Here is a 23102-nt window from a genome sequence, read left to right on the forward strand (position 1 = left end):
TCAGCCCCCCGCAAGGCCTAGAACAGCCCGAAGCTGAGACAGGCGAACCAGATGACCGGCATGGTGATGAGTGAAAGTACCGTCTGCATCGCGATGAGATTCGCGGCAAGCGGTGCGTCACCGCCAAGTTGGCGCGCCAGAATATAAGAGCTGGTCGCTGTTGGCACCGATGAGCTGATGACCGCAATGGCGAGCGGCGTGCCACTGATGCCAAGGAGGAGCGCACCGCCTATGGCGAGTACCGGCAATCCGATGAGGCGCACGAGCGACCAGGTGACGGTCTTGAGTCCCGAGCGGCCAAGGGCGGCGATATCCATGCCAGCACCGGCGGCGAGCAAGCCAAGTGCGATCGTGCCTTGCCCAAGAAGATCTATGGTGAGGTCGAGGAGGGGAGGGATTTCGATGTTGAGCGCAGCGAGAAGACTACCCACCGCGCAGGCGATGATGAGCGGGTTGCGCAGGAGTTCCTTGACCGGGTTTCGCTTTGGCAGGCCTTCGCGTTCGGCGTGGCTGGTGAGTGCAGCGACGCTGAGGACATTAGCAGCCGGGATCATGGCGGCCGCAGCGATAGAAACGAGGGCGAGGCCTTCATCGCCGAATAGGGCGCTGGCAATGGAGAGGGCGACAAAAGTGTTCCAGCGGACATTGGACTGGATGATAGAGCCGATTCCCGGGCGCCTTATGCCCGGCCAGCGGCGCGCCAACAGGCCGAACGCGCCGAGCAGGCATTGGGCGGCGCTGAGCAAGGCCATGAGCGCCCAAGGCGCTTCCTCAAAGGGCGCGTTGGCCAGTGCGCGAATGATCAGGGCGGGAAAGAGGACGACATAGGCGAGGCGTTCAATAGCGCGCCAGCCATCGTCAGTGATTGTTTTGCGCCAGCCCAGAAACCGCCCGAGCGCGACTATTAGAATGACCGGAACGAGCGCTGAAAGGAACGCGCTCATGAAGCGTTCGCCAGCCTGTCGATGGCCGTCTGAAGGATGATTGCGGCGGCCGAGGCATCGATAAGTTCTGCGCGGCGGGCGCGGGACAGGTCGCCTGCAATCATGGCGCGCTCGGCTTCGCTGCTGGACAGACGCTCGTCCTGAAAGGCGATAGGAATGTCGCGGCGCGCCATGATATTACGCGCGAGGGCGCGTGCCGACTGAGCGCGCGGACCCTCACTGCCATCCATGTTGAGCGGCAGGCCCATGACGATGCCGACCGTTTTTCTCTGGTCGATGATGTCAAACAATCGGTCGAGGGATGGGCCAAGCTTGCGGCCCTTTTTAATGGTCTCGACGGGAGAGGCGATCAGGCGGCCAGCGTCGCAGGCGGCGATGCCCAGCGTCTTCGAGCCAGGGTCAATGCCGACAAGCGGGCCGCTTTGCGGTAAATCGAACAGGTCGATGGTCGCCATGTGAGGCTCTGTGCCCCCTTCTCTTGAATTTGCCCTGCCTAGCGCGTATCGCACGGTTCTGTCGATTGGAGACCCGCTCATGAGTGTCACGAAGGAAGATGTCCGCAAGGTAGCCCGCCTGTCGCGCATTGCCGTGAGCGAGGACCGTCTCGAACCGCTGGCCAACGAGCTCACCTCCATCATGGGCTGGATCGAGCAGCTGAACGAGGTTGATGTCGACGGTGTCGAGCCGATGACCTCTGTCGTCGATGCGACGCTGCCGATGCGCGATGACGTCGTCACCGACGGCAACATACAAGGTCAGGTGCTGGCAAACGCGCCAAAGAGTGAAGACGGTTTCTTCGTCGTTCCGAAGTCAGTCGAATAAGAAAAGCCCGCAGGGCCGGAGTGGGTCGCGGGCTTCTCTGGCAGACGTCGCGCTGGCGTCAGTCGATTGAAGCGACGTCAGCGCTCAGCGCGTCTTCGTTCCATTCATAGATCGCCTTGATGCGGCACAGATAGGCAGCATTGCTCGCATCGCTTCCAAAATAGCTTTGGGATGCGGATATGCGATCACGAGTTGTGACGCACCGCCCGCCCGCAAACGTGCCGTCCAGAACAACGGTCTGCGCACCATTGAGCTCATCACACTCTTCGGTTGTTTCGATTAGGTAGTCCTTCACACCTCGCTCCGCGATGACCGTCATTGAGGTTCCCTCTCGGAAGTCATTGATCTGGTCTCGGAAGCAGATGCGGTCGACTTGTTCGCCAAGGCGCACATCGCTGAGATAGTCATCTGGTCCCGCATTCGGCGTTTCAGCAATTGCCGTAACTCCAAACATGGTTGCTGCAGCACTTGCTGCGCCGATCATTGCGAAGATCTTCATGGGATAACTCCTCATCGCTCAAGAGCTGCAAAAAGCTTGCGCTCAACCGCTAGTGTATACCAGAGTTGGCGAGTATCAAAGCGGATACGCAAAGCGTTTGATCTGGCTTAAAGGAAAGTCCAAGTCTGAACCGGCCTGCGGATAGCTATTCCTGTTCGTCGTCAGCGTCTTCAGCTGCGTCCTCGTTCCACTCATAAATGCCTCTGATCGGGCAGCGTGCTGGTGGAATATCTGTCCGGTCGGGTCCGAATGCACTGTCATAGGCGTAGATCGAATCACCCTTCCTAACGCAGCTTGCACCGGGAAAAGTGTCGAAGCTGAGCGAATTTGCGCCACCAAGGTCATAACAGCTACCCACTGTTTCGATCAGGTATTCGTCATTCACGCCTTCTTCGACGATAACGCTGTTGCGGGTTGCCATCCGGAAGCTGTCAATATTCGACGCAAAGCAGACCCTGTCGACCTTTTCGCCAAGGCGAGCGTCCGTTCGCCAGGCTTCGGGCTCGTCGTTCCCAGCATCCGGCTGCGAGGTGCAGGCGGCGAGGGCAAACAGGGCGGTGGCCGGAAGGGCGAATAGAAGTTTCGTGCGGGTCATGTGTTTCCTCCGATCTGCAACTGGCGCGAGAGTGCGCAGTCTATATTGCAACTCAACGACTGAGTAGCGCCTCCAGTTCAAATGCGTCGTTTCAGTCAACGGGGCTTGAACTCTCCAGCCCGGCCAGCATACGAAGGCGCAAACCTATTCTTGTGGATCCTTGCCAGATGACCGACCTCACGAAACTTACACTCGCTGCGGCCCTCGATGGGCTGTCTGCCAAGGCCTTCTCATCGCGTGAACTGACCGAGGCTTTCATCAAGGAGATCGAGGCATCGAACGACACACTGAACGCCTATGTCGTGAAGACGCCGGAGAAGGCGCTGGAAATGGCAGACGCAGCGGACGCTCGGATCGCGGCGGGCGAGGCGAAGGCGCTGGAGGGCGCACCGCTTGGCGTAAAGGACCTTTATTGCACCAAGGATGTGCGTACTACCGCATGTTCGAACATTCTGGGCGAATTCACGCCGACTTATGAGTCGACCGTAACCCAGCAACTCTGGGACCGCGGCGCGGTCATGCTCGGCAAGCTCAACATGGATGAGTTCGCCATGGGCTCGTCGAACGAGACCTCGCGGTTCGGCCCGCCTGCAAACCCGTGGCGCCGTGAAGGCTCTAACCAGAATTTGACTCCGGGCGGTTCTTCGGGTGGCTCTGCGGCGGCTGTTGCGGCTGACCTTTGCCTTGGTGCCACGGCGTCGGACACGGGCGGCTCCATTCGCCAGCCTGCAAGCTTCACGGGCACTGTCGGTATCAAGCCGACCTATGGCCGCGCGAGCCGCTATGGCATGGTCGCGTTTGCGTCCTCGCTCGATCAGGCAGGCCCGATCGCCAAGACGGTCGAGGACAGCGCCATCCTGCTTGAAGCCATGTGCGGCCACGATGCCAAGGATTCGACCTCTCTACCAGAACCTGTTCCGGCCTGGCGCGAAAGCGTCAAGCAGGGTGTCAAAGGCATGAAGATCGGCATTCCGAAGGAATATCGCGTCGACAACATGCCTGAAGAAATTGAGGCACTTTGGGCGCAGGGGATCAAATGGCTGCAAGAGCAGGGCGCCGAGATTGTCGACGTGTCTCTGCCGCACACGAGATACGCGCTGCCAGCCTACTACATCGTCGCACCGGCAGAGGCCTCTTCGAACCTCGCGCGCTATGACGGCATGCGCTATGGCACACGCGTTCAGGGCGACAATCTGGTGGGCACCTATGAGGGCACCCGCTCTGAGGGGTTTGGCGCAGAAGTGCAGCGCCGCCTGATGATCGGCACCTATGTGCTTTCGTCCGGCTATTACGATGCGTACTACTTGCGCGCGCAAAAGGTTCGCACGAAAATCCTCAATGATTTCATTGAGGCATACGAGAAGTGTGATGCGCTCCTGACGCCGACCTGTCCGTCGGCCGCCTTTGCGTATGGCGAGAAGGCCGATCCGGTGCAGATGTACCTCAACGACATCTTCACCGTCACAGCAAACCTTGCCGGCCTGCCAGGCATCTCGGTGCCAGCAGCGCTGGATAGTCAGGGCCTTCCGCTTGGCCTCCAGGTGATCGGCAAGGCATTGGATGAGGCGTCCTGCTTCCGCGTAGCCGGTGCGATTGAGGAAGCGGCCGGCTTCGTGGCGAAACCTCATAAGTGGTGGTAGGCTGGCGGCCATGTCGACGCGTGGCCACCGCAACCTTCTCGAAAAGAGCACAACCGGCCTGTTCTCTCTGAGACTGCTGCGCTCTCGCGCGGTTCGCTGGCCGCTCGCGGCATTGCTTGCGGGGCTTGGTATTCATGCAGCGACAGTGCAGTCGGCAACGGATGGGCCGAAGGGCGTTGCGGTGCCTGCCACCCTGTTTCTGTTCGCACTCTTTCTGGTGCTGTTGCCTCTGCTGCCCATCGCCGATGGATGGAATAAGCGCGAATGAGCTTTGTAACGCATCTGTGAGCGTGACGGCCTCAGTGGGCGAATGCTAGAAGGTCAACATGTCGAGAAAAACCAGAACCGCGCTTTACGCCGTCCTTGCATTTGCCTTCATGGTCCTGCTGATCCTGTTGATGGCGTGGTATAACGGGGTGAATCCGTTCCATCCACGCACGCGGATGTACTGGCTCGCGGCCGTCGTCGCTGCGCTCTATATCTCGCTGCGCGGTGCGATCTTTGTCGAGCGGATCCAGTATCGCCGTGAACGAAAGGCTGAAGAAGCCGAGACGCCGAGCCGTCTCAGTGCCAACGTCAAAGACCGGATGGCGGCCCGGAAGGCACGCGTTGCGGCCGCGCATAAGAAACTGGGCAAATAAGCCCTGCCCAGGAACGAAATCGAGATTTGAGGTTCAGCCCCGCCCAGCCCACTTAGGGCTCTAGTCTGGAGGCTGAGCCATGAAATCCATTTCCCTACTATTGATGCGCGCTGGTACGGGCCTGTTGCTCGTGATCTGGGGGGCTCATCAAGATCATGTCGCCCGCTGCAGCCGTCGGTGTTTCCGACAAATATTATGGCGGCACGGTCAGCATGGACTGGTTGCAGCTTCCTTGGGGTATCCTTCAAGTGGTGATCGGCCTTGCCGTGGTGGTCGGCCTTTTTCGCAGATATGTCTATCCGGCCCAGGCGGTTATCCTTGGGTTTGGGATTCTTGTAATCTGGAAGTACATCCTCGATCCGCTAGGGCTCTACCTGCTTGATGAAAGCTCCCGGCAGGTTCTGTTTTTTCCCTCACTCGCCGTTTTCGCTGGCACGCTCATCCTGCTCGCTTTCCGTGAAGAAGATACGCTCAGCCTCGACCGCAAATTCGGCCTCTGACTAGCCGCAATTCGGGGTGGCACGGGGACTATTCGCCCGTTATGTAGCAAGCAGAAACTGCTTGAAGGACCACGCGAAATGAGCGAGCGGCCGACCTATACGCTGAAAGGCGACACCGGAGACTGGGAACTTGTGATGGGGCTCGAAGTCCATGCGCAGGTTGCGTCCGAAGCGAAGCTCTTTTCTGGTGCTTCGACCGAGTTTGGCGCGGACCCGAACTGCAATGTTTCGCTCGTTGATGCGGCGATGCCAGGCATGCTGCCGGTCATCAACAAGAAGTGTGTTGAACAGGCGGTACGCACGGGCCTCGGCCTGAAGGCGAAAATCAACAAATGGTCGCGTTTTGACCGCAAGAATTATTTCTATCCGGATCTTCCGCAGGGCTATCAGATCAGCCAGTTCGACCACCCAATCGTGGGCGAGGGCGAGATCGAGGTTGATGTAGAGCCAGCTCATGGCGACCCGGCCTATTCCTTCCCTGTACGGATTGAACGCCTTCACCTTGAGCAGGATGCGGGCAAGTCGATCCACGATATGGACCCGACGGCGACCTATGTGGACCTCAATCGCTCTGGCGTTGCCCTGATGGAAATCGTTTCCAAGCCGGACGTAAGAACACCATTGGAAGCAGCGGCTTACGTCAAGAAGCTCAAATCCATCGTGGTCGCTCTCGGCACCTGTGACGGTGACATGGAGAAGGGCAATCTGCGTGCGGACGTTAATGTTTCCGTGTGCAAGCCTGGCGGCTATGAGAAGTTTCGCGAGACCGGCGACTTCAGCCATCTCGGCACACGTTGCGAGATCAAGAACATGAACTCGTTCCGCTTTATCCAGGCAGCGATCGAGTACGAAGCACGCCGCCAGATCGAGATCCTCGAAAGCGGCGGCAAGGTTGATCAGGAAACCCGTCTGTTTGATCCGAACAAGGGCGAGACGCGCTCCATGCGTTCCAAGGAAGACGCGCACGACTATCGCTACTTCCCGGACCCGGACCTCCTGCCGCTCGAGTTCGATGACCTCTTCATCGAGAATATCAAGGCGAACCTTCCGGAGTTGCCGGACGACAAGCGCGCTCGTTTTGAAAGTGAGTACGGCCTCTCGCGCTATGATGCCGGCGTTCTGACCGCCGACAGCGAACGCGCAGAGTTTTTCGAAGCGGTCGCCAAAGGGCGCGATGCGAAGCTTGCAGCAAACTGGGTCAGCCAGGAACTGTTTGGCTATCTGAACCGCGAAGACCTCGAGCTGGCAGCGAGCCCCGTTTCAGCCGCTCAGCTCGGCGAACTCGTAGACCTCATCTCCAATGACACGATCTCAGGCAAGATCGCGAAAGACGTTTTTGCCCGCATGATCGATGGCGAGGGCAATCCGGGCGATATCGTCGAGAGGCACGGCCTGAAACAGGTGACTGATACTGGCGCCATTGAAGCGATCGTGGACCAGATCATTGCCGAGAACCCGGAGCAGGCCGCTTCGGTGAAGGAAAAGCCAAAAGCCATGGGCTGGTTCGTCGGGCAGGTGATGAAAGCGTCGGGCGGCAAGGCGAATCCGGGCGCGGTCAATCAAATCCTGAAGCAGAAGCTGGGTCTTTAGCTTTACAACGACTTTCGGTTATGCGCCTCACCTTGGGGCGGGCTCGCGGTTGGACGGGCTAGCCTGTACCTGTCGCGATAGCCATTGCCGAGAGAGCAGGAGCTGGACTCTCAGATGAGTTGCACTCATCGAAAGCGACGCTGCTAATGGCGTGCTTTCCTAGAGGTAAGCAGCAATCTTGTCGGCGAGTGCTTTCAACTCTTCAGTGTCCGCTGGTTCGCCGCTCGCATGAGGGCGTCCGGTCTGGCCTTCCATGATGGGCAGGATGTGGAAGTGGAGGTGGTAGACCGTCTGGCCAGCGGGCGCGCCGTTGAATTGCAGGATACGAAGCCCATCGGGCTCTAGCGCCTTTTCCACTGCCTTCGCGACCGTCTGGACGCGCTCCATATAAGGGCCAATTTTCTTAGGCTTTAGCTCAAGGAAGTTGCGCGCCTTTACGTCCTTTGGGATGACGAGCGTGTGGCCTGTCGTCTGAGGAAAGATGTCCATGAAGGCGAGAGCGACGTCATCCTCGAAGACTTTCACGCAGGGCATCTCGCCGCGTAGCATTTTAGCGAAAATATTGTCTTTATCGTAGGTGCCGTGGAGGGTCATGGGCCTCATCTCTGGTGTCTGTCCTTGGCTTTATCAGCCGGTCGGCCACGAAGACAAGGATGATCACAATAACAAACAGGGAGCCTTCAATGTTCCAGCCGCTCATTGTAATCGGGTTCCAGCTTCCGGCAGATACTTCGGGCGTCCAGTCTCGCTCGATGGTCGGGGCCTTCGATACGAACCAGTGGCTTGGCAGGACAGCATCCAGAAATTTCAGGAGCACGTAGAAGAAACACACCCACAGAAAGAGGGCGACCTGAAACTGGTGCAGGATCATGTACCAGAGAGCTATGACGCCATAGCGCTGCGGTGTTTCATAAGCGCCGAATTTCTCTTCGAGCAGGTCAGCGCCATCCTGGGCGCTCCTCCTGATCACATCATGCGCGGTCTCGACATCGGTGGATGGGACGGCGACGCGGGCACCTCCAAGACCGGGAATGAGCAACCAGTCATTCGATGCGTGGTGGTAGTTTTCGACAATGGCGTGGATGCCGTTGGCTTCCAGCAAACCCTTACAGACGAGGGCCTCCTGAAGCGTCGCACAGCGCCGTATCGTGACGAGCGAAGTCATCCGTCTTTCTTAAACGGCGTTCTCTCACGTAGAAAGTCAGCTTCCCTTTCAACCATCTGGCGTTCGCGTCCGAGATATTCCTCCACAGCGCTGGCTAGGCCCTCATGGGCGATCCAGTGAGCTGAATAGGTCGTTTCAGGCACGTAGCCGCGCGCGAGCTTGTGGCCGCCTTGGGCGCCTGCCTCGACCGTCTTGAGGCCGCGCGCAATGGCAAAATCGATCGCCTGATAATAGCAGGTCTCGAAGTGAAGCATCGGCCGGGGGGAGACGGTGCCCCAGTAGCGCCCCAGAAGTCTGTCGCCGCCAATCATGTTGAGGGCGCCCGCGATCGGGTGGCCGTCCTCTTCGGCGAAGATCAGCAGGATGTGGTCTGCCAGCCGCTCGCCCAGCAGGGAGAAGGTTTCGCGCTTGAGATAGGGCGTGCCCCATTTGCGCGCGCCGGTATCGAGGTAAAACTCGTAGAAGACATCCCAATGATCTTCGGTGATCTCATTCCCGGTGATGTGACGGAATGTCAGGCCTTCCTGTGCCTTATGCCGTTCCTTGCGGAGGTTCTTGCGCTTGGAGGAGGAGAGGACCGCCAGAAAGTCGTCGAAGCTCTCATAGCCATCATTGTGCCAGTGGAATTGCTGGTCGGTGCGCACCAGCAGGCCTGCCGTTTCCAGCCGCAGGGCGTCTTCGCCGGTGAGGAAATTGATGTGGAGCGAGGAGATGTCGTTATCGGCGGCGATCTTTACCGCCGCGCCGAGAAGCGCATCTGAGATCTGCGTCGCATCCGGGCCCGGCCGCACGAGGCGGCGGCGCCCCGTGACGGGCGTGAAAGGGACGGCAGAGAGAAGTTTTGGATAATAGTGGCCGCCAGCGCGCTCATAAGCGTCTGCCCAGCTATGGTCGAAGACAAACTCACCCTGGGAATGGGATTTGAGATAAAGTGGCATCGCGCCGCAAAGGCCTTGTCCGGCCTTTTGCACGATGACGTGATGCGGGGCCCACCCGGTTTCCGGCGATGCGGCGCCGCTTTCTTCCATGGCCTGCAGGAACTGCCAGCTCAGGAAGGGGTCATAGGGCTCGCCTGGCGGGTTGGCGACCGCGTTCCATTCGTCTGCGTTGACCTCATCGAGGCTGTGAATCAGTCGAATTTCCAGGCGGGGTTCATCCATGAAACGGGATCTAGCTCACGCCTCCAGCCTGACAAAGGCGGGATCGAAACCTTCAAAGATCTGAGCAACGAGAAGCGACTTTAGCTCCTCCGCGCGGTCGGCCGTGTCCACGGTCCAGACGGCGACGGGAAGTCCATAGTCTGTCGCGGTCATCTGCGCATCTCGGGCATCGGACCAGTGTGCCGCGATAAAATCAGGCATCAGGGCGGCAGATGTACTGACGAGCGCCTGAAGCGTGATGTCCTGTGACATCCGGCTGGGCAGGATCAGCGCCCCTTTCATGACGCTGGGCGGGATCGCAGAAACGGCGCGGCGGCTAAAGCTCATCAAGGCCGCCGGGCCTTTGAACGCCTCGACACGTTCTGCGACGAGACCAGCAAACCCCTCGGCGTCAGTTTCGCCATCAATCTTCATTTCGATGAGAAGAGGTGTATCAGCAGTCCAGGCATCGAGAACCTGATCGAGCGTCGCAAAGGTGCCATTACTCTTCAGGGTCAGCTGGGTGAGGTCTTCGGCCGAGTGATTGGCGACAAGGCCCTCGGCTTCGGTCATTCTGTCGAGTACCGCATCATGGAACACGACGGGCGTACCACACGCAGCTGGCCGAACATCGAGCTCACAGCCTATACCGCCGCCGCCAGCAGCCAGGATCGCTTCCAGGCTGTTCTCTGGATAGGCGTCCGCAGACCAAAGTCCGCGATGGGCATAGTGGTAGTCGAGCAGATTGAACCGTTCAGCCAAATCGTTCCTCAATTCGCAATTTCAAAAATCCCGTCAATTTCCACCGCGACGCCGAGGGGCAGGGTCGGACATGCCACGGCTGAGCGGGCATGGCGTCCGGCATCTCCGAAAACATCAACCATCAGGTCCGAGCAGCCATTGATGACCTGCGGGATGTCGGTGAACAACGGATGGGCGTTCACGAATCCGCCGAGTTTCACCACGCGAGTAACTCTTGAAAGATCTCCTAACGCCGCCTTGCACTGAGCCAGCAGGTTGATGCCACAACGGCGCGCTGCTTCCTGGCCCGCGGGGAGGTCCATGGTTTCACCGAGGCGACCTGTCACTAGTCCGTCCGGGGTGGAGCTGACCTGTCCGGAAACGAAAAGATGCTGTCCGGAAATGACAAAGGGCACGTAGTTGGCGACCGCCTTCATAGGCTCCGGGAGCGTGATGCCGAGATTGATCAGGCGGGCTTCAGGTGTGCTCATGGAAGGGCGACTCCGATAGTTGTTGTGCGCGACCCCTCTTAGACATATGCCTTGGCACCGGGCAAGGCGAGGTTCAGTCGGGCGTGCTTTTTCGGCGATCCAGTCGCATAGCCCGTCCGGTCTGCACCGCCTGGTCCCCGAATTTGCCACGCGCTTCGTCCATCGCACGTTCGGCCGCTGCGCGCTTGGCAACCCCCGGATCGACAAGATCGACCTGGTCGTGGCCAGCCGGGTGCAGGTCTGAAATGCCGATCCCGATCAGCCGGTAGGCGGTGGTACCCGCCGTTTCACGCTGTAGCAGTGGGCGAGCCACGCGAAACAGCGTCTGGGCAAGCTGTGTAGGCTCAGAGAGTGTCACGTTGCGCGTCAGGCTGCGGAAAGTCTTCGTCTTGAGCTTCAGGGTGACGACATAGCCCGCCACACCATGTGCCTTGGCCCGGGTCGCGGTCTCTTCGCAGACGGACCAAAGCCTGTCATCGAGCGTCTGCGGGTCAGAGATATCACTATTGAAGGTGCGTTCTGAAGAGACTGATTTTCGTTCCCGATCAGGCGTGACGCGGCGATTGTCTATCCCATGCGCCCGGTCCCAGAGGTGCTGGCCGCTTTCACCATATTTGCGCATCATGTCAGCTCTTTCGCGGCGCTGGACGTCACTGATCAGGTTCAGGCCAGCCTTCGACAGGCGGGATGCGAAAGCTGGTCCGACACCATGTATCGCGCTCACCGGCATCGGACCGAGGATATCCTTGGCGTCAGACCGGGAGACGGCTGCGAAGCCGCGCGGCTTGTCCATCTCGCTCGCCATCTTTGCGAGGAAGCGGTTCTCAGACAGGCCGATCGATATCGTTATTTTCAGATCTCTTTCTATGTCCCGAGCCAGTGTGGCGAGAAGGGCGGCCGGCAGATGTGAATGGAGGCGCTGGGTTCCGGAGAGGTCTATATAGCCTTCATCGATGCTCACCATCTGCACCATCGGGCTGAGTGCTTCGAGCTTTTGCCTGATCTCGCGGGAAGCGGCTGAATACTTGCGGAAGTCCGGGCGCACGACCACTGCATTTGGACATGCTTTGAGCGCCTTGAACATCGGCATGGCGGAGCGGACGCCGTCGAGCCGGGCAATATAGCAGCAAGTCGCTACGACACCGCGTTGGCCGCCACCTACGATAACCGGGCGATTCCGTATCTCCGGATTGTCTCTTTTTTCTATGGCGGCATAGAATGCGTCACAGTCGATATGCGCAACACTGAGTTGCTCGAGCCGGGCATGGAAAATGATCCGATCGCTGCTACAGGACCGACATTGCGACACTTTTTCTGAATGGACTGCCGAGCAGTCACGGCACAGCGACGCCATGAATGTTCTTCTCATGTTCTGGGGTGTCCGGCAAGTTCGTATGAGGAATTAAAACATAGCTTAAGACTCTTATGGGTAAGAGTATTCTTGATGAATTGTTCAGTTTTGGGGGGCTAAACAGAGGCATGACTGGCGGCGCACGCAAAAAGGTACTCGTTGTCGAGGACAACGAACTGAACATGCGCCTGTTCTGTGACCTGCTTGATGCTTTTGGGTACGACACGCTGCAATGCCGCGACGGGGCCCGCGCTGTAGAACTCGCCCGGGAGCATAAACCCGCGCTCATCGTCATGGACATTCAGCTACCTGACGTTTCCGGCCTCGATATTACGCGCTGGATCAAGGATGACGAGACGATCGCCTCTATTCCTGTCCTGGCTGTCACCGCATTTGCCATGCGCGCAGATGAGAAGCTGGTTCGCGAAGCAGGCTGCGAAGCCTACCTTTCAAAGCCGATCCAGATGCGCTCATTTCGCTCGACTGTTGATGGTCTGATTTCAGACAGGCAGGCCGCATGAGCGCGCGTATCCTTGTTGTCGACGATATTCTGGCGAACCGGCGCTTGATGCAGGCCAAGCTGGAAGCAAAGTACTACTCGGTCCTCCTCGCTGAAAATGGTCCTCAGGCGATCGAAGTCGCGCATAGCTCTTCGCCGGAGATCATCCTGCTTGATGTCATGATGCCCGGCATGGATGGCTATGAAGTCTGCCGCCAGCTCAAGGCTTCTCCGGAGACCGCCCATATTCCTGTCGTCATGCTGACAGCGCTTAGTGAAACGGCTGACCGCGTGCGCGGCCTCGATGCCGGCGCTGACGATTTCCTTACAAAGCCGGTCGACGATTTTGCACTAATGTCTCGGCTCAGCGCGCTGATACGCTACAATGCCGTCACGACTGAACTGCGCCAGCGCGAAGCCAGCGGCGTCAAGATTGGCGCGTTCAATGAGGACGAGGCGTCCACCTTAAACCGTCCTGTGAATGTGCTGGTCGTTGATACCAGCCCTTACAATGTCAAACGCCTGCGCGAGCCGCTTGAGCGAGCAGGACACAGTGTCTTCACGCTAGAGGAAGCGGACGGCCTCAAGAAGTCTGGCAACGAAAAGCTGGATGTGGTCCTCTTGGGGTTGAGCAATCAGGGGTACGATCCGCTCCGACTTTGTGCCCATTTGCGTACAAATGATGCGACGCGTGCGCTTTCCATCATTGTAACGGTTGATGAGCGTGACGTTGAGTTGGCTGGGCGGGCTCTGGAACTTGGCGCAAGCGATGTCATTCAACAGCCTCTGGCCGTTGAGGAACTTCTTGCACGCATCCGCACACAGACACGCCGGTCGCGTTATGTCGAAATCCTTCGAAACCGTGTGGATCGTGGGCTCGAACTGTCGGTCATCGATCAGCTCACCGGTCTCTACAATCGCCGCTACATGAACAACCAGCTCAGCCTGTGGATGAAGCGTTCTTCCATGGGCGGCACACCGCTTTCAGTTGTGTCAGTCGATATCGACCACTTCAAGAAGGTGAATGACGTCTACGGTCATGAAGCAGGCGACCGCGTCCTGAAAGAGTTCGCCGAACGTATCATGGCGAACGTCCGGCCCAAGGATATTGTCTGTCGTCCGGGGGGCGAAGAGTTCCTCGTCATAATGCCTGAGACAGGCGGCGATCTTGCCTGTTCAGCGGCTGAACGTATTCGCCGCGCAATTGCGGCTGAGGCATTCGATGGCGGAACCCGTAGTTCCAGCGCGCTCGAGGTCACGGTGAGCGCTGGCGTGGCGACGTTCCAGGGTGACGAAGATACGATCGCCGACATGATGCGCCGCGCCGATGATGCGCTTTACAAGGCCAAGTCGGCCGGTCGCAACCAGGTAAAAAGTCTGGCCGCCTGATTGGCGGCTAAGCGTTTGCGCTTATGCCTTGAGGCGCTTCGTGTAGGCCTCAGTGACCACGAAGACTGCGCAAGGCGCCTCACGCAGCATGTCAGAGCTTTCAGAACCTAGAAGCAGCCGCTTCCACCATGTTTTCTGATGTGACCCGATGACGATCAGGTCTGCGTCGATCTTTTTCGCATAGCTTGCGGCATCGCGTGACGGGTCGCCGTCTAGAACGGCCACGGTCGCATTTGCGGCGTGCTTGGCTGAAAGTGCTTCCATCGCTTCCTGGCGCCTTTCAGCATCGGCCTGATGAGCTTTCGAGTCGGCCTCGATCGCGCCTGCTGCGTAAGGAGACTCAAAGGTCGTAATGAATGGGTTGGAATCGATCGCATGCAACTCGCCAGACGCGGCGGTCAGCGATTCTGCAGTCTGCATGATGATGGGTGCAAGGTGGTCATCAATGTCGATGACGGCGATAACCTTGTTGAATTCGAGAGCCATGGAACACCTCCTGTCTTCAGTCATATAACAACTGAGACAGGCTTAGGGTCCATAAGCGCAATTACCTAACGCCAAAGAAAAAGCCGGACACAGGGCCCGGCTCGTTCGTAAGTCGTATTCGGAAAGATCTTACTTGATCTTGCCTTCCTTGAATTCGACGTGCTTCTTCACGACTGGGTCGTATTTCCGCATCACCATCTTTTCGGTGATGTTGCGGGGGTTCTTTTTCGTGACGTAGAAAAAGCCCGTCCCGGCAGTCGAGTTCAGGCGAATCTTGATGGTTGTCGGCTTTGCCATGACGGTTGCTCTCGCGAGTGTTCTGAGAAATCGAAGGGCGCTTAATGGAGGGGTGGCTGAGTAAAGTCAAGCGCCTGTCCGCAGGGGGGCGCCGGACGAGATGTCAGATGCGGTCCTGCGAGTGGCCGCCGGCTGTCCAGCGTAGGAATGGCGGCCGCAACTGGCCTACATCCTTCTGCTTCAGTCGCTCATCGATCTCACCCAGCATGAAACGCGTCACATTAGGCAGATCGAGTGTCAGCGCGTCCGAAAGAGTCACCCACTGAAGGTCATGCAGCTCAGCGCCGTCCACAGCGGGGCGCTCATCGATCAGGACATCTTCCGCCTCGGCCATGAAGAAGCGCGCATCAAAGCGCTTTGGCCGATAGGGCGGGGTAATCGCGCGACCGATCATGGTGAAGCCCTGAAGGCACGGCGCCGCGCCCTGATCTGCATATTTCTGCCAGTCCGTAGCAGGTCTGCCGGGAAATTCGCTGGCACGTCCGACGATAAGGCCGGTTTCCTCGAATGTTTCGCGAATCGCGGTTAGCCCGAACGCGCGCGGCTTGCGTCGCGTCTTGTGCGCCACCTTTTGGTGTTCCGTTTCTCGCAATTCGCTGAGCGAAGGCACGCGTCCGTCTGCGGTGTCGACGCGCCCGCCAGGGAATACATACTTGTCCGGCATGAAAGTGTGTCGGCCCGAGCGTTTCCCCATGAGCAGTCGGGGCTGGGCCTGATCGCGTCGGACCAATATGAGCGTTGCAGCGTCCTTGGGGCGGGGCGTTGGCCGGTCCGTCTGGATTACGTCGCCGTCCCCTTCCTTGTCGAAGGCTGTGCCGAGTTTTCGGGACATCAGCTCTTTCCTCCCTTGGCTCCCTTTTTATGGGAGGCTTTCTGACGCGTCTTCTTGCGCGCTTTGGACATCTTGCCACGCGAGCGACCCGGCGGACCAGACCTGCCCCCGCGCGAGGAGGGCGGCTTTTCGCCAGGTTTCCGCGGCCGGGGAGGAGAAAGCACCTTGAGCAGAAGACCGCCCTGAAGCGGCGTGACTTCAGCAAGTTCAACCGTCACAACCTGGCCCATCTCGAAGCGTTTGCCGGATCCGCGCGCAATGAGCGCCATCGCCCCGTCATCGTGGACCCAATAGTCATCGGACAGTTTGGATATTGGCGAGAAGCCGTCAGCGCCCGTACTACCGAGCCGGATAAACAGACCAGCAGGCGTGACACCCGTAATGCGTCCCTCGAATTCGGCACCGACCTTGTCTGCGAGGTACAGGGCGAGATAGCGATCCGTCGCTTCGCGCTCAGCGGCCATGGAGCGACGCTCGGTATCCACGAGATGGCTCGCAATATCTTCCAGAGACGCAGCCATTTCCTTAGTCAGACCATCCTCTCCCATCCCAAGTGATGAAATGAGGGCCCGGTGGACGATCAGGTCGCTGTATCGGCGAATGGGCGAAGTGAAATGTGCATACTTCGTCAAATTGAGGCCGAAATGCCCGTTGTTTTCGGGGGAGTAGACAGCCTGCGCCTGCGACCGGAGTACAATCTCAGATATGGTGCCGGCATGTTCGCCATCGGCATGATCGTTCAGTAGACGGTTGAAGCGATGGGTCTGGGCGCGCTCACCCAGCGGCCATTTGATGTCCAGTGTCTGCAGGAAGTCTGAGAGCGCAGCGAGCTTCGAATCGGAAGGTTGGTCATGCACGCGGTAGAGGAGGGGAGAGCCGACCTTTTCCAGCGTCTCTGCGGCGGCCACATTGGCCTGGATCATGAACTCCTCGATCAGCTTGTGCGCGTCAAAGCGTTCTTTCTCGATGATGCCGGTCACCTTGCCGTCTTCGTTGATCTCCACGCGCTTTTCCGGCAGGTCTAGGGCGAGAGGTGCACGCAGAGCGCGAGCTTCCCCCAGCGCTTCATAGGCCCCCCAGAGAGGTTTCAGGACAGGCTCCAGCCATTTCTCGCCTTCGCCGCCAGTCTTTCCGTCGATAGCGGCCTGAGCCTCTTCATAGGAGAGTTTTGCGTGGGACCTCATCGTGCCGCGGATGAAGCGGTGCGAGCGTTTCGAGCCGGATCTGTCGAACGTCAGCTCGACCGCCATGCACGGGCGGTCCTCATTATCGACGAGCGAACAGGCGTCAGCTGAAAGCTCAAAGGGCAACATTGGCACGACCCGGTCAGGGAAGTAGGTGGAGTTGCCACGTTTCTGAGCCTCTCGATCAAGGGCAGTGCCGGGCCTCACATAGGCGGCAACGTCAGCAATCGCGACGATGACCTTCCACCCATCCTTTAGCTTTTCGGCATGCACGGCGTCATCATGGTCGCGGGCATCGTGCGGATCGATCGTGATGAGCGGGATATGGGTCAGATCCTCGCGCGGGCTATCCAGCGGCTTTATCGTCTGGGCTTCATTGAGAACGTCCTTGGGGAACTCCACCGGTATATCATGGCCGTGAATGGCGAGCAGGGAGGCCGCGCGCGGATCGTCCATGCGCCCAATGATTTCTGTAACTACCCCGAATGCTGGACCGTTTGGTTTGCCCGGCTTCGGCATGGCCGTGACGAGGTCGCCATCTTCAGCGCCCTTTGCGTCGGTGCCGTCGATGAGAAAGGTCCGCTTGTCCTTGCGGCTGGCCGATACGACGCGACCACCCCGGGGCGTCTTCTCAAAGCGCCCGGTTAGCGACGTTTCCTCGTCGCGCTTTTCAAATAGTTTCAGAAGTTTGGCGTGATATTCGCCATTCGCCTCATTGATACGTGCGAGGCCCTTGTCGCCGACACCGGGGGCAGGGCCTTTGGTGCGGCCGCTATAGCCCGCATAACGAATGGGCGGGCCGAAGGCACCTTCGCGTCCAACGCTGCGCCCCATTAGCTCACCATCGGATGCTATTTCTTCAAAGACAATGACGCCAGTAGGTGGAGGTGTGTCGGTCTTGGCCCAGGCCCGTTTGGCGGTGCGCTCCAGGGTGCCGTCATTCTCGAGGTCCTTGAGGACCTGGCGTAATGTCTGGCGTTCACGACCTTTGACCTTCAGCCCACGCGCAATTTCCTGCTTCGTAGTGGCTGAAGGATTGTCGGCGATAAATTTGAGAACTGTTTCTCTATCGGGAAAACTCATGGCCCCCATATAAGGGATTCTGCGCGGTTTGCCCGTTTTTCATTCAGGGCGCAGAGCTGTAGTCAAATGACGAAGGCTAGGATAAGGCCCAGTGCAATCGCCGCAGCGGCGGTGGAGATTATCAGCACATAGCGCACGCCTTTTCCGGTTTCACCCTGGCGTGCTTCTTCTTCCTGCAGTTTCGGTTCGGTCATCTTCAGCATCCTGTCATGTGGGCACGGGCAATCGCCCGTACCAAGAGTTGAGTTACTGATCTACATCTGTGTCGGCAGTACAGATTGTAAAGCGATTCAACCGCTTAAGCGTCATCGCTTTTTGCCTTCGCCGTCTTCTTCACTGCTGGTTTTTTCTTTGCGGCAGGCTTCTTCTTTGCCGGTGCCTTTTTCTTGGCGGGCTTTTTCGCCTTGGCTTCAATCAGCTCGACGGCCTGCTCCAACGTTACCTTATCGGGTGTGACGTCCTTGGGCAGGGTCGCGTTCGTCTTCTTGTGCTTCACATAGGGGCCATAGCGGCCTTCATACACGTGGATCGGTTCCTCGTCGGCCGGGTGTTTGCCAAGTTCCTTGAGCGGCGTCGCGCCGCGTCCACCGCCGCGTTTGGCCTTCTTGTCCTCAATCAGCGTCACGGCGCGGTTAAGGCCAATGTCGAACAATTCCTCGATCGTCTGAACATTTGCGAAGGTGCGTTGGTGCTGCACATAAGGACCGTATCGGCCAAGATTGGCGCGAATCATTTCGCCATCGTCAGGATGCTCACCCACATCGCGCGGCAGCGACAAGAGCTTCACGCCCTGCTCAAGCGTCAGTGATTTGGGCTCCCACCCCTTCGGCACGCTGGTTCGCTTCGGCTTGTCTTCTCCGCCAGCGGCCATCTCCACATAGGGACCGAAGCGGCCTGTCTTGAGGAAGACCGGTTCGCCCGTTTCCGGGTGCAGACCGAGCTCTTCGCCTTCGGGATTGATAGCACCTTCCTGCTCACTGTCGGCAGAGAAGGGACGGGTAAACTTGCAGTCCGGGTAGCGCGAGCAACCAACAAAGGCGCCGTGCCGGCCAAGCTTCAATGAGAGCTCACCTTCGCCGCAAAGTGGACACTCGCGCGGATTCTCTTTCGGATTGCCGTTCTCGTCTGTCTTGGGGAAGACGTATGGACCGAGCGCCTCGTTCAGCGCGTCGAGGACGTTGGAAACGCGAAGCTCTTTTGTTTCGGCAATAGCAGCCTGAAACTGGACCCAGAACTCACGAAGGAAAGCCTTCCAGTCCAGCTTGCCATCGGAAATAACGTCTAACTGCTCTTCAAGCTCTGCGGTAAAGTCATACTCAACATAGCGGGCGAAGAAGTTTTCGAGGAAGGCGGTGACCAGACGGCCCTTGTCCTCAGGAATCAGCTGCTTCTTTTCGAGGCGAACATAATCGCGGTCTTCCAGCGTCGACAGGGTGGACGCATAGGTCGAGGGGCGACCGATGCCGAGCTCCTCAAGGCGCTTCACAAGTGAGGCTTCGGTGAAGCGGGGCGGCGGTTGGGTGAAGTGCTGGTCGGACTTAGCCTCAATCAGGTCGGCGTGATCGCTTTCCTTCATCTTTGGCAGACGGCCCTCGGCGTCCTCGTCTTCGTCCCCATCATCCCGCCCTTCAGTGTAGAGCTTGATGAAGCCATCAAACTGGACGACCTGACCGGTCGCCCGAAGCTGGGCGCGGTTGTCCTTCGACATGAAATCGAGAGTGGTGCGTTCAAAAACGGCCGCTTCCATCTGGGAGGCGACAGCGCGGCGCCAGATAAGCGTGTAGAGCTTTTTCAGGTCGCCATCGCCGCGATACTCTTCCGGGCGGATGGAGAAATCGGTTGGGCGGATTGCCTCGTGGGCTTCCTGCGCATTCTTCGCCTTCGAAGAATAGCGCCGCGGCTTCTCCGGTAGGTAGCGGGCGCCATAGTCGCTTTCGATCTGCTTGCGGGAAGCATGGTAGGCCTCTTCGGCCATATTGATGCCGTCGGTTCGCATATAGGTGATGCGACCTTCCTCGTAGAGCTTCTGCGCGGCGCCCATCGTACGCTTGGCGGTAAAGCCAAGCTTGCGAGAGGCTTCCTGCTGCAGGGTCGAGGTAATGAATGGCGGCGGCGGATTGCGTTTGACCGGCTTCGATTCAACAGAGCTGACGGTGTAGCCGCCGACCTTCACCGCTTCGAGTGCCGCCGTTGCGCTCTTCTCATCGGGAAGCGAGAACTTTTTGAGATTGTCGCCGTCCAGAGCGTGCAGGCGCGCCTTGAAGCTCGTGCCATCATTGGCGCGCAAGTCCCCCTCGATCGACCAGTACTCCTGCGGCTGGAAGGTCTCAATTTCCAGTTCGCGCTGGCAGATGATCCGTAGTGCGACCGACTGCACGCGGCCAGCAGATCGAGAGCCTGGAAGCTTGCGCCAGAGAACCGGCGAGAGGTTGAAGCCAACAAGGTAATCAAGCGCGCGGCGGGCGAGATAGGCATCGACCAGTTCCTGGTCGATCTCGCGCGGTTGTTCCATCGCGGTGGTCACCGCATTCTTGGTGATCGCGTTGAAGACGACCCGCTCAACGGGGATGCCTTTTAGCGCCTTACGTTTTTCCAGCGCTTCCAGAAGGTGCCAGCTGATCGCTTCGCCTTCGCGATCAGGGTCAGTCGCAAGAATGAGCTTGTCCGCCGACTTGGTCGCTTCGGCGATGTCGCGAATACGGCTCGCAGATTTGGAGTCAGCCTGCCAGACCATCTCGAAGTCATTGTCAGGATCAACAGAGCCATCCTTCGACGGAAGATCACGGACATGGCCGTACGAGGCGAAAACCTTGTAGTCCTTGCCAAGATACTTGTTGATCGTCTTCGCTTTTGCCGGCGACTCGACAACGACAACTTTCATATAGGGTGACCTCCAGAGCGCGGCGGAACTTGTGTGCGGTGGCGGCCAGTGTCAACAGGTCCGCGGCTTCTCATCCGTCTTCGCGGTATGCGAGCACTGCGAGGCTAGCAAAGAGCGCGAAGACCGCAGGTGCCCAAGCCGCTATAAGCGGCGGCAGCGCACCCGACGCGCCAAGACTGGATGAGAACTGCATTATAAAAAAGACGCCAGCTGCAGCCAGCGCGCCCGTTGCGACCAAGCGGCTCGTCCCGCCGAGGCGTGACATACGCAGGCATACAAGGGCGCCGATAAGACCCATCGCGGCAAAGAAAAGCGGCATGGCCGTCAGCCCGTAGAGGCGAACCTTGAACCGGGAAGAGTCGAGGCCAGCCTGACTGGTTTGATGAATGAAACCGGGGAGCCGCCAGAAGCCGATTGTATTGGGCGAGGTGAAACGGTCGAGCAGCCGGTCTGGATCGAGATCTGTCGGAATGGCGAGCGTCTCCATCCGCTCAGGGGAGCGACCGGGGAGGTTCTCGACAAGGTTCTCAATCTGCCAGAAGCCATCGGTGATACGCGCCCGCTCGGCGTCGATCCGACGGACAAACTCATGGCGGTCGGTGGGGCGGCCGTCCTGGAAGACGCGGCTTTCCTCGATCATCTTCACGTCCTGAAACACCTGACCAGTCTCATCGACCGACTGGGCGCTGATAACGATCTGGGAGTTGCCATCACCCTGACGCAGCCAGACGTCCTCCCGGCTCGAATCAACGCGAACGCCCCCGGTAATCAGGATGGAATTGCGAGACTGTTCGAACTGGCTGGAAAGTCGCGCGCCGAGCGGATTGAGCACCATCATGGAAAACAGGCCAAGCGCCACCGCGATCACCATGACAGGAGCCAGAAACTCCCAGGCTGACAAGCCACTGGCCCGGATAACTGAAAGCTCAGATCGTGTGTTCAGACGGTTATAGGCGATCATGGCCGCTACAAGGACGGCGAAGGGCAGGGTCTGCTCGATAAGGCCCGGCAGTTTCATGAAAGACAGGCCGACAGCTTCCAGCGGAGAGAGGCTGACATCGCCGCCGACGGTACGAAGCTGTTCGACCACATCGACCAGCATGATCGTTGCAGTGAAGATAGCCAGTACTAGGGCTAGCCCGCTGAGGAGCTGCCAGATTATATATCTCTGGATGCGGGTCATGAACATCAGCGTGCCGCTCCCAGAGTGCGTGACGGGACGGAAAGCCGCCACTTGAAGAAGATGAGCGCAAGCACGGCCGTCGTCCCGAGGGGAACAAGCCACTGGGCGACATTGGCGCCAATACTGCTACGGCTCGCAGATTGCACGACAAGCTGGACGATTACGAGCAAAAGTGCGCCGCCCGTGGCGAAAGCAATACGTCTGGAATAACCCCGCCGACTGAAATCGCCGCCAAGCACCGCCATCACTGCAATGAGAGCCATTGCGATCGAGACGAGCGGTGTCGTCAGGCGGGCATTGGCTTCGGACAGGAAGGCTTCTTGGTCCTGCAACTCCTGATAACTAGTCGTGTCGATGTACAGGAGTTCATGGAGATAACGGTCGGACGCCTTCAGAACGACGGCGGCATTGTCATCTACGAATGGCGTCAGGTCGAATGTCGACTGGTCGAAGTTCAATACAGACAGGGCGCCATTCTCGTCGATCTGATGGATCTGGCCTTCCCACATAATTATACTCGGTACGCCATCGACCTCTACGAAGCGGCCACGTTGGGCAAGGTAATCACGCGAATCGGTTTCGGTCGCGCGATTGTCAGAAATCAGCACGCCGATGAGGTCACCGCCGCGTGACTCACGCGCGAAGACCGTGAGGCCCTCGCCGGCGGTCGTGAACTGGCCTGGGCGGACCAGTGACGTGGCAAGATCAGTACGCGCATCCTGAACAGTTTCCCGCAACACGCGCTGGGCGGACGGCTGAACCCACAGATTCACGCCGAGGTGGACGATGGCAGCGAGCACGGCAAGCCGGAGAATGGGAGAGGCGATATCCCAGCGCGTCATCCCGGCCGCGCCTGCGACCACGACCTCATTATCGCGGTGCAGCTTGTTGAGAGACCAGATTGTAGCGACGAACACGGCCAGCGGCGTAAGAAGTGCAATGACCTGTGGGGCGCCTAGCGCAACAATGGTGAAGTATGTGAGCGCCGACTGGCGGTTTTCTACAATGATATCAGTCTGTGAAAGGCCTTGCGCCAAGATTGCCAGAAGCGTCAGGCCGCCGACAATAATCAAGACAGAGCGAAACACTTGTCTGAAAAGATAGCTCTGAATGCGTTTCATAGCGCCTTGGAAAACAGTTTTTTGTGTGC

26 protein-coding genes are annotated in these 23102 nt (G+C 58.7%); 8 read left to right on the plus strand and 18 right to left on the minus strand.

Annotation, left to right across the window (positions count from 1 at the left end; all coding sequences use genetic code 11):
* Positions 1-17: 17 nt before the first annotated feature.
* Together O4G74_RS12455 and ruvX are read right to left on the minus strand one after the other, a co-directional pair.
* Complete coding sequence (locus O4G74_RS12455) at positions 18-944, minus strand: AEC family transporter (protein WP_269402935.1); 927 nt, start codon at positions 942-944, stop codon at positions 18-20.
* A complete protein-coding gene (gene ruvX, locus O4G74_RS12460; RefSeq protein ID WP_269402936.1) occupies positions 941-1399 on the minus strand; it encodes a Holliday junction resolvase RuvX in 459 nt (152 codons plus the stop codon). Before ruvX ends, O4G74_RS12455 begins: the two co-directional genes overlap by 4 nt.
* A 79-nt stretch (positions 1400-1478) precedes the next feature.
* Between ruvX and gatC the strand changes: the two genes are divergently transcribed.
* On the plus strand, positions 1479-1766 hold the full coding sequence (gene gatC / locus O4G74_RS12465) for an Asp-tRNA(Asn)/Glu-tRNA(Gln) amidotransferase subunit GatC (RefSeq protein WP_269402937.1): 288 nt from the start codon (positions 1479-1481) through the stop codon (positions 1764-1766).
* A gap of 58 nt (positions 1767-1824) precedes the next feature.
* Here gatC and O4G74_RS12470 read toward each other — a convergent pair whose 3' ends face one another.
* Both O4G74_RS12470 and O4G74_RS12475 read right to left on the minus strand, forming a co-directional pair.
* Complete coding sequence (locus O4G74_RS12470) at positions 1825-2265, minus strand: DUF6491 family protein (RefSeq protein WP_269402938.1); 441 nt, start codon at positions 2263-2265, stop codon at positions 1825-1827.
* A gap of 145 nt (positions 2266-2410) precedes the next feature.
* Positions 2411-2860 carry a DUF6491 family protein gene (locus O4G74_RS12475; RefSeq protein ID WP_269402939.1) on the minus strand — a complete coding sequence of 150 codons (450 nt, stop codon included), beginning with the start codon at positions 2858-2860 and terminating at the stop codon, positions 2411-2413.
* A 167-nt stretch (positions 2861-3027) separates the two neighbouring features.
* Between O4G74_RS12475 and gatA the strand changes: the two genes are divergently transcribed.
* The 5 genes from gatA to gatB all read left to right on the plus strand — a co-directional run bounded on the left by gatA (position 3028) and on the right by gatB (position 7231).
* Positions 3028-4500 (plus strand): Asp-tRNA(Asn)/Glu-tRNA(Gln) amidotransferase subunit GatA, encoded by a 1473-nt coding sequence (gatA, locus tag O4G74_RS12480; protein ID WP_269402940.1) that lies wholly within the window; start codon positions 3028-3030, stop codon positions 4498-4500.
* A 10-nt stretch (positions 4501-4510) separates the two neighbouring features.
* The gene (locus tag O4G74_RS12485; RefSeq protein WP_269402941.1) at positions 4511-4768 is read left to right on the plus strand and encodes a hypothetical protein; all 258 of its coding nucleotides are present in this window, start codon (positions 4511-4513) and stop codon (positions 4766-4768) included.
* Positions 4769-4826: 58 nt separating this feature from the next.
* Positions 4827-5141 carry a hypothetical protein gene (locus O4G74_RS12490; RefSeq protein WP_269402942.1) on the plus strand — a complete coding sequence of 105 codons (315 nt, stop codon included), beginning with the start codon at positions 4827-4829 and terminating at the stop codon, positions 5139-5141.
* A gap of 155 nt (positions 5142-5296) precedes the next feature.
* Complete coding sequence (locus tag O4G74_RS12495; RefSeq protein ID WP_269402943.1) at positions 5297-5641, plus strand: hypothetical protein; 345 nt, start codon at positions 5297-5299, stop codon at positions 5639-5641.
* A 78-nt stretch (positions 5642-5719) separates the two neighbouring features.
* On the plus strand, positions 5720-7231 hold the full coding sequence (gene gatB / locus O4G74_RS12500) for an Asp-tRNA(Asn)/Glu-tRNA(Gln) amidotransferase subunit GatB (protein WP_269402944.1): 1512 nt from the start codon (positions 5720-5722) through the stop codon (positions 7229-7231).
* A 159-nt stretch (positions 7232-7390) separates the two neighbouring features.
* Here gatB and O4G74_RS12505 read toward each other — a convergent pair whose 3' ends face one another.
* From O4G74_RS12505 to O4G74_RS12530, 6 genes are all read right to left on the minus strand, one after another.
* The gene (locus tag O4G74_RS12505) at positions 7391-7825 is read right to left on the minus strand and encodes an HIT family protein (RefSeq protein ID WP_269402945.1); all 435 of its coding nucleotides are present in this window, start codon (positions 7823-7825) and stop codon (positions 7391-7393) included.
* Complete coding sequence (locus O4G74_RS12510) at positions 7800-8396, minus strand: hypothetical protein (protein ID WP_269402946.1); 597 nt, start codon at positions 8394-8396, stop codon at positions 7800-7802. Before O4G74_RS12510 ends, O4G74_RS12505 begins: the two co-directional genes overlap by 26 nt.
* A complete protein-coding gene (locus O4G74_RS12515; RefSeq protein WP_269402947.1) occupies positions 8393-9556 on the minus strand; it encodes a GNAT family N-acetyltransferase in 1164 nt (387 codons plus the stop codon). Before O4G74_RS12515 ends, O4G74_RS12510 begins: the two co-directional genes overlap by 4 nt.
* A 15-nt stretch (positions 9557-9571) precedes the next feature.
* A complete protein-coding gene (locus tag O4G74_RS12520) occupies positions 9572-10297 on the minus strand; it encodes a glycerophosphodiester phosphodiesterase family protein (protein WP_269402948.1) in 726 nt (241 codons plus the stop codon).
* An 8-nt stretch (positions 10298-10305) separates the two neighbouring features.
* Positions 10306-10767, minus strand: a complete 462-nt coding sequence (locus O4G74_RS12525) for a RidA family protein (RefSeq protein ID WP_269402949.1) — start codon at positions 10765-10767, stop codon at positions 10306-10308.
* A 73-nt stretch (positions 10768-10840) separates the two neighbouring features.
* Positions 10841-12136 (minus strand): DNA polymerase IV, encoded by a 1296-nt coding sequence (locus O4G74_RS12530; protein WP_269402950.1) that lies wholly within the window; start codon positions 12134-12136, stop codon positions 10841-10843.
* Between the two features lie 110 nt (positions 12137-12246).
* Here O4G74_RS12530 and O4G74_RS12535 point away from each other — a divergent pair, with 110 nt between their 5' ends.
* The gene (locus O4G74_RS12535) at positions 12247-12639 is read left to right on the plus strand and encodes a response regulator (RefSeq protein WP_269402951.1); all 393 of its coding nucleotides are present in this window, start codon (positions 12247-12249) and stop codon (positions 12637-12639) included.
* Positions 12636-14006 (plus strand): PleD family two-component system response regulator, encoded by a 1371-nt coding sequence (locus O4G74_RS12540; RefSeq protein ID WP_269402952.1) that lies wholly within the window; start codon positions 12636-12638, stop codon positions 14004-14006. The genes O4G74_RS12535 and O4G74_RS12540 overlap by 4 nt, the downstream gene beginning before the upstream one ends.
* A 21-nt stretch (positions 14007-14027) precedes the next feature.
* Here O4G74_RS12540 and O4G74_RS12545 read toward each other — a convergent pair whose 3' ends face one another.
* From O4G74_RS12545 to O4G74_RS12580, 8 genes are all read right to left on the minus strand, one after another.
* Positions 14028-14492, minus strand: a complete 465-nt coding sequence (locus O4G74_RS12545; RefSeq protein WP_269402953.1) for a universal stress protein — start codon at positions 14490-14492, stop codon at positions 14028-14030.
* Between the two features lie 129 nt (positions 14493-14621).
* On the minus strand, positions 14622-14789 hold the full coding sequence (rpmG, locus tag O4G74_RS12550) for a 50S ribosomal protein L33 (protein WP_269402954.1): 168 nt from the start codon (positions 14787-14789) through the stop codon (positions 14622-14624).
* A 103-nt stretch (positions 14790-14892) separates the two neighbouring features.
* A complete protein-coding gene (locus tag O4G74_RS12555; protein ID WP_269402955.1) occupies positions 14893-15621 on the minus strand; it encodes an NUDIX hydrolase in 729 nt (242 codons plus the stop codon).
* On the minus strand, positions 15621-17888 hold the full coding sequence (rnr, locus tag O4G74_RS12560; protein ID WP_269402956.1) for a ribonuclease R: 2268 nt from the start codon (positions 17886-17888) through the stop codon (positions 15621-15623). The genes O4G74_RS12555 and rnr overlap by 1 nt, the downstream gene beginning before the upstream one ends.
* Positions 17889-17950: 62 nt before the next feature.
* Complete coding sequence (locus O4G74_RS12565) at positions 17951-18082, minus strand: hypothetical protein (RefSeq protein WP_269402957.1); 132 nt, start codon at positions 18080-18082, stop codon at positions 17951-17953.
* A gap of 104 nt (positions 18083-18186) precedes the next feature.
* A complete protein-coding gene (gene topA / locus O4G74_RS12570) occupies positions 18187-20769 on the minus strand; it encodes a type I DNA topoisomerase (RefSeq protein WP_269402958.1) in 2583 nt (860 codons plus the stop codon).
* A 70-nt stretch (positions 20770-20839) separates the two neighbouring features.
* Positions 20840-21958 carry an LPS export ABC transporter permease LptG gene (gene lptG, locus O4G74_RS12575; protein WP_269402959.1) on the minus strand — a complete coding sequence of 373 codons (1119 nt, stop codon included), beginning with the start codon at positions 21956-21958 and terminating at the stop codon, positions 20840-20842.
* Positions 21958-23073, minus strand: a complete 1116-nt coding sequence (locus O4G74_RS12580) for an LptF/LptG family permease (protein WP_269402960.1) — start codon at positions 23071-23073, stop codon at positions 21958-21960. Before O4G74_RS12580 ends, lptG begins: the two co-directional genes overlap by 1 nt.
* Between the last annotated feature and the right edge of the window lie 29 nt (positions 23074-23102).

Source organism: Henriciella marina (genome assembly GCF_027213945.1).
GTDB classification, from domain to species: Bacteria; Pseudomonadota; Alphaproteobacteria; order Caulobacterales; family Hyphomonadaceae; genus Henriciella; species Henriciella marina_A.

What these genes read in the sequence shown, in the direction of transcription:
- O4G74_RS12455 (WP_269402935.1), bottom strand. Translation starts at nt 944, where the DNA reads ATGAGCGCGTTCCTTTCAGCGCTCGTTCCGGTCATTCTAATAGTCGCG.
- ruvX (WP_269402936.1), bottom strand. Translation starts at nt 1,399, where the DNA reads ATGGCGACCATCGACCTGTTCGATTTACCGCAAAGCGGCCCGCTTGTC.
- gatC (WP_269402937.1), top strand. Translation starts at nt 1,479, where the DNA reads ATGAGTGTCACGAAGGAAGATGTCCGCAAGGTAGCCCGCCTGTCGCGC.
- O4G74_RS12470 (WP_269402938.1), bottom strand. Translation starts at nt 2,265, where the DNA reads ATGAAGATCTTCGCAATGATCGGCGCAGCAAGTGCTGCAGCAACCATG.
- O4G74_RS12475 (WP_269402939.1), bottom strand. Translation starts at nt 2,860, where the DNA reads ATGACCCGCACGAAACTTCTATTCGCCCTTCCGGCCACCGCCCTGTTT.
- gatA (WP_269402940.1), top strand. Translation starts at nt 3,028, where the DNA reads ATGACCGACCTCACGAAACTTACACTCGCTGCGGCCCTCGATGGGCTG.
- O4G74_RS12485 (WP_269402941.1), top strand. Translation starts at nt 4,511, where the DNA reads ATGTCGACGCGTGGCCACCGCAACCTTCTCGAAAAGAGCACAACCGGC.
- O4G74_RS12490 (WP_269402942.1), top strand. Translation starts at nt 4,827, where the DNA reads ATGTCGAGAAAAACCAGAACCGCGCTTTACGCCGTCCTTGCATTTGCC.
- O4G74_RS12495 (WP_269402943.1), top strand. Translation starts at nt 5,297, where the DNA reads ATGTCGCCCGCTGCAGCCGTCGGTGTTTCCGACAAATATTATGGCGGC.
- gatB (WP_269402944.1), top strand. Translation starts at nt 5,720, where the DNA reads ATGAGCGAGCGGCCGACCTATACGCTGAAAGGCGACACCGGAGACTGG.
- O4G74_RS12505 (WP_269402945.1), bottom strand. Translation starts at nt 7,825, where the DNA reads ATGACCCTCCACGGCACCTACGATAAAGACAATATTTTCGCTAAAATG.
- O4G74_RS12510 (WP_269402946.1), bottom strand. Translation starts at nt 8,396, where the DNA reads ATGACTTCGCTCGTCACGATACGGCGCTGTGCGACGCTTCAGGAGGCC.
- O4G74_RS12515 (WP_269402947.1), bottom strand. Translation starts at nt 9,556, where the DNA reads ATGGATGAACCCCGCCTGGAAATTCGACTGATTCACAGCCTCGATGAG.
- O4G74_RS12525 (WP_269402949.1), bottom strand. Translation starts at nt 10,767, where the DNA reads ATGAGCACACCTGAAGCCCGCCTGATCAATCTCGGCATCACGCTCCCG.
- O4G74_RS12530 (WP_269402950.1), bottom strand. Translation starts at nt 12,136, where the DNA reads ATGAGAAGAACATTCATGGCGTCGCTGTGCCGTGACTGCTCGGCAGTC.
- O4G74_RS12535 (WP_269402951.1), top strand. Translation starts at nt 12,247, where the DNA reads ATGACTGGCGGCGCACGCAAAAAGGTACTCGTTGTCGAGGACAACGAA.
- O4G74_RS12540 (WP_269402952.1), top strand. Translation starts at nt 12,636, where the DNA reads ATGAGCGCGCGTATCCTTGTTGTCGACGATATTCTGGCGAACCGGCGC.
- O4G74_RS12545 (WP_269402953.1), bottom strand. Translation starts at nt 14,492, where the DNA reads ATGGCTCTCGAATTCAACAAGGTTATCGCCGTCATCGACATTGATGAC.
- rpmG (WP_269402954.1), bottom strand. Translation starts at nt 14,789, where the DNA reads ATGGCAAAGCCGACAACCATCAAGATTCGCCTGAACTCGACTGCCGGG.
- O4G74_RS12555 (WP_269402955.1), bottom strand. Translation starts at nt 15,621, where the DNA reads ATGTCCCGAAAACTCGGCACAGCCTTCGACAAGGAAGGGGACGGCGAC.
- rnr (WP_269402956.1), bottom strand. Translation starts at nt 17,888, where the DNA reads ATGAGTTTTCCCGATAGAGAAACAGTTCTCAAATTTATCGCCGACAAT.
- O4G74_RS12565 (WP_269402957.1), bottom strand. Translation starts at nt 18,082, where the DNA reads ATGACCGAACCGAAACTGCAGGAAGAAGAAGCACGCCAGGGTGAAACC.
- topA (WP_269402958.1), bottom strand. Translation starts at nt 20,769, where the DNA reads ATGAAAGTTGTCGTTGTCGAGTCGCCGGCAAAAGCGAAGACGATCAAC.
- lptG (WP_269402959.1), bottom strand. Translation starts at nt 21,958, where the DNA reads ATGTTCATGACCCGCATCCAGAGATATATAATCTGGCAGCTCCTCAGC.
- O4G74_RS12580 (WP_269402960.1), bottom strand. Translation starts at nt 23,073, where the DNA reads ATGAAACGCATTCAGAGCTATCTTTTCAGACAAGTGTTTCGCTCTGTC.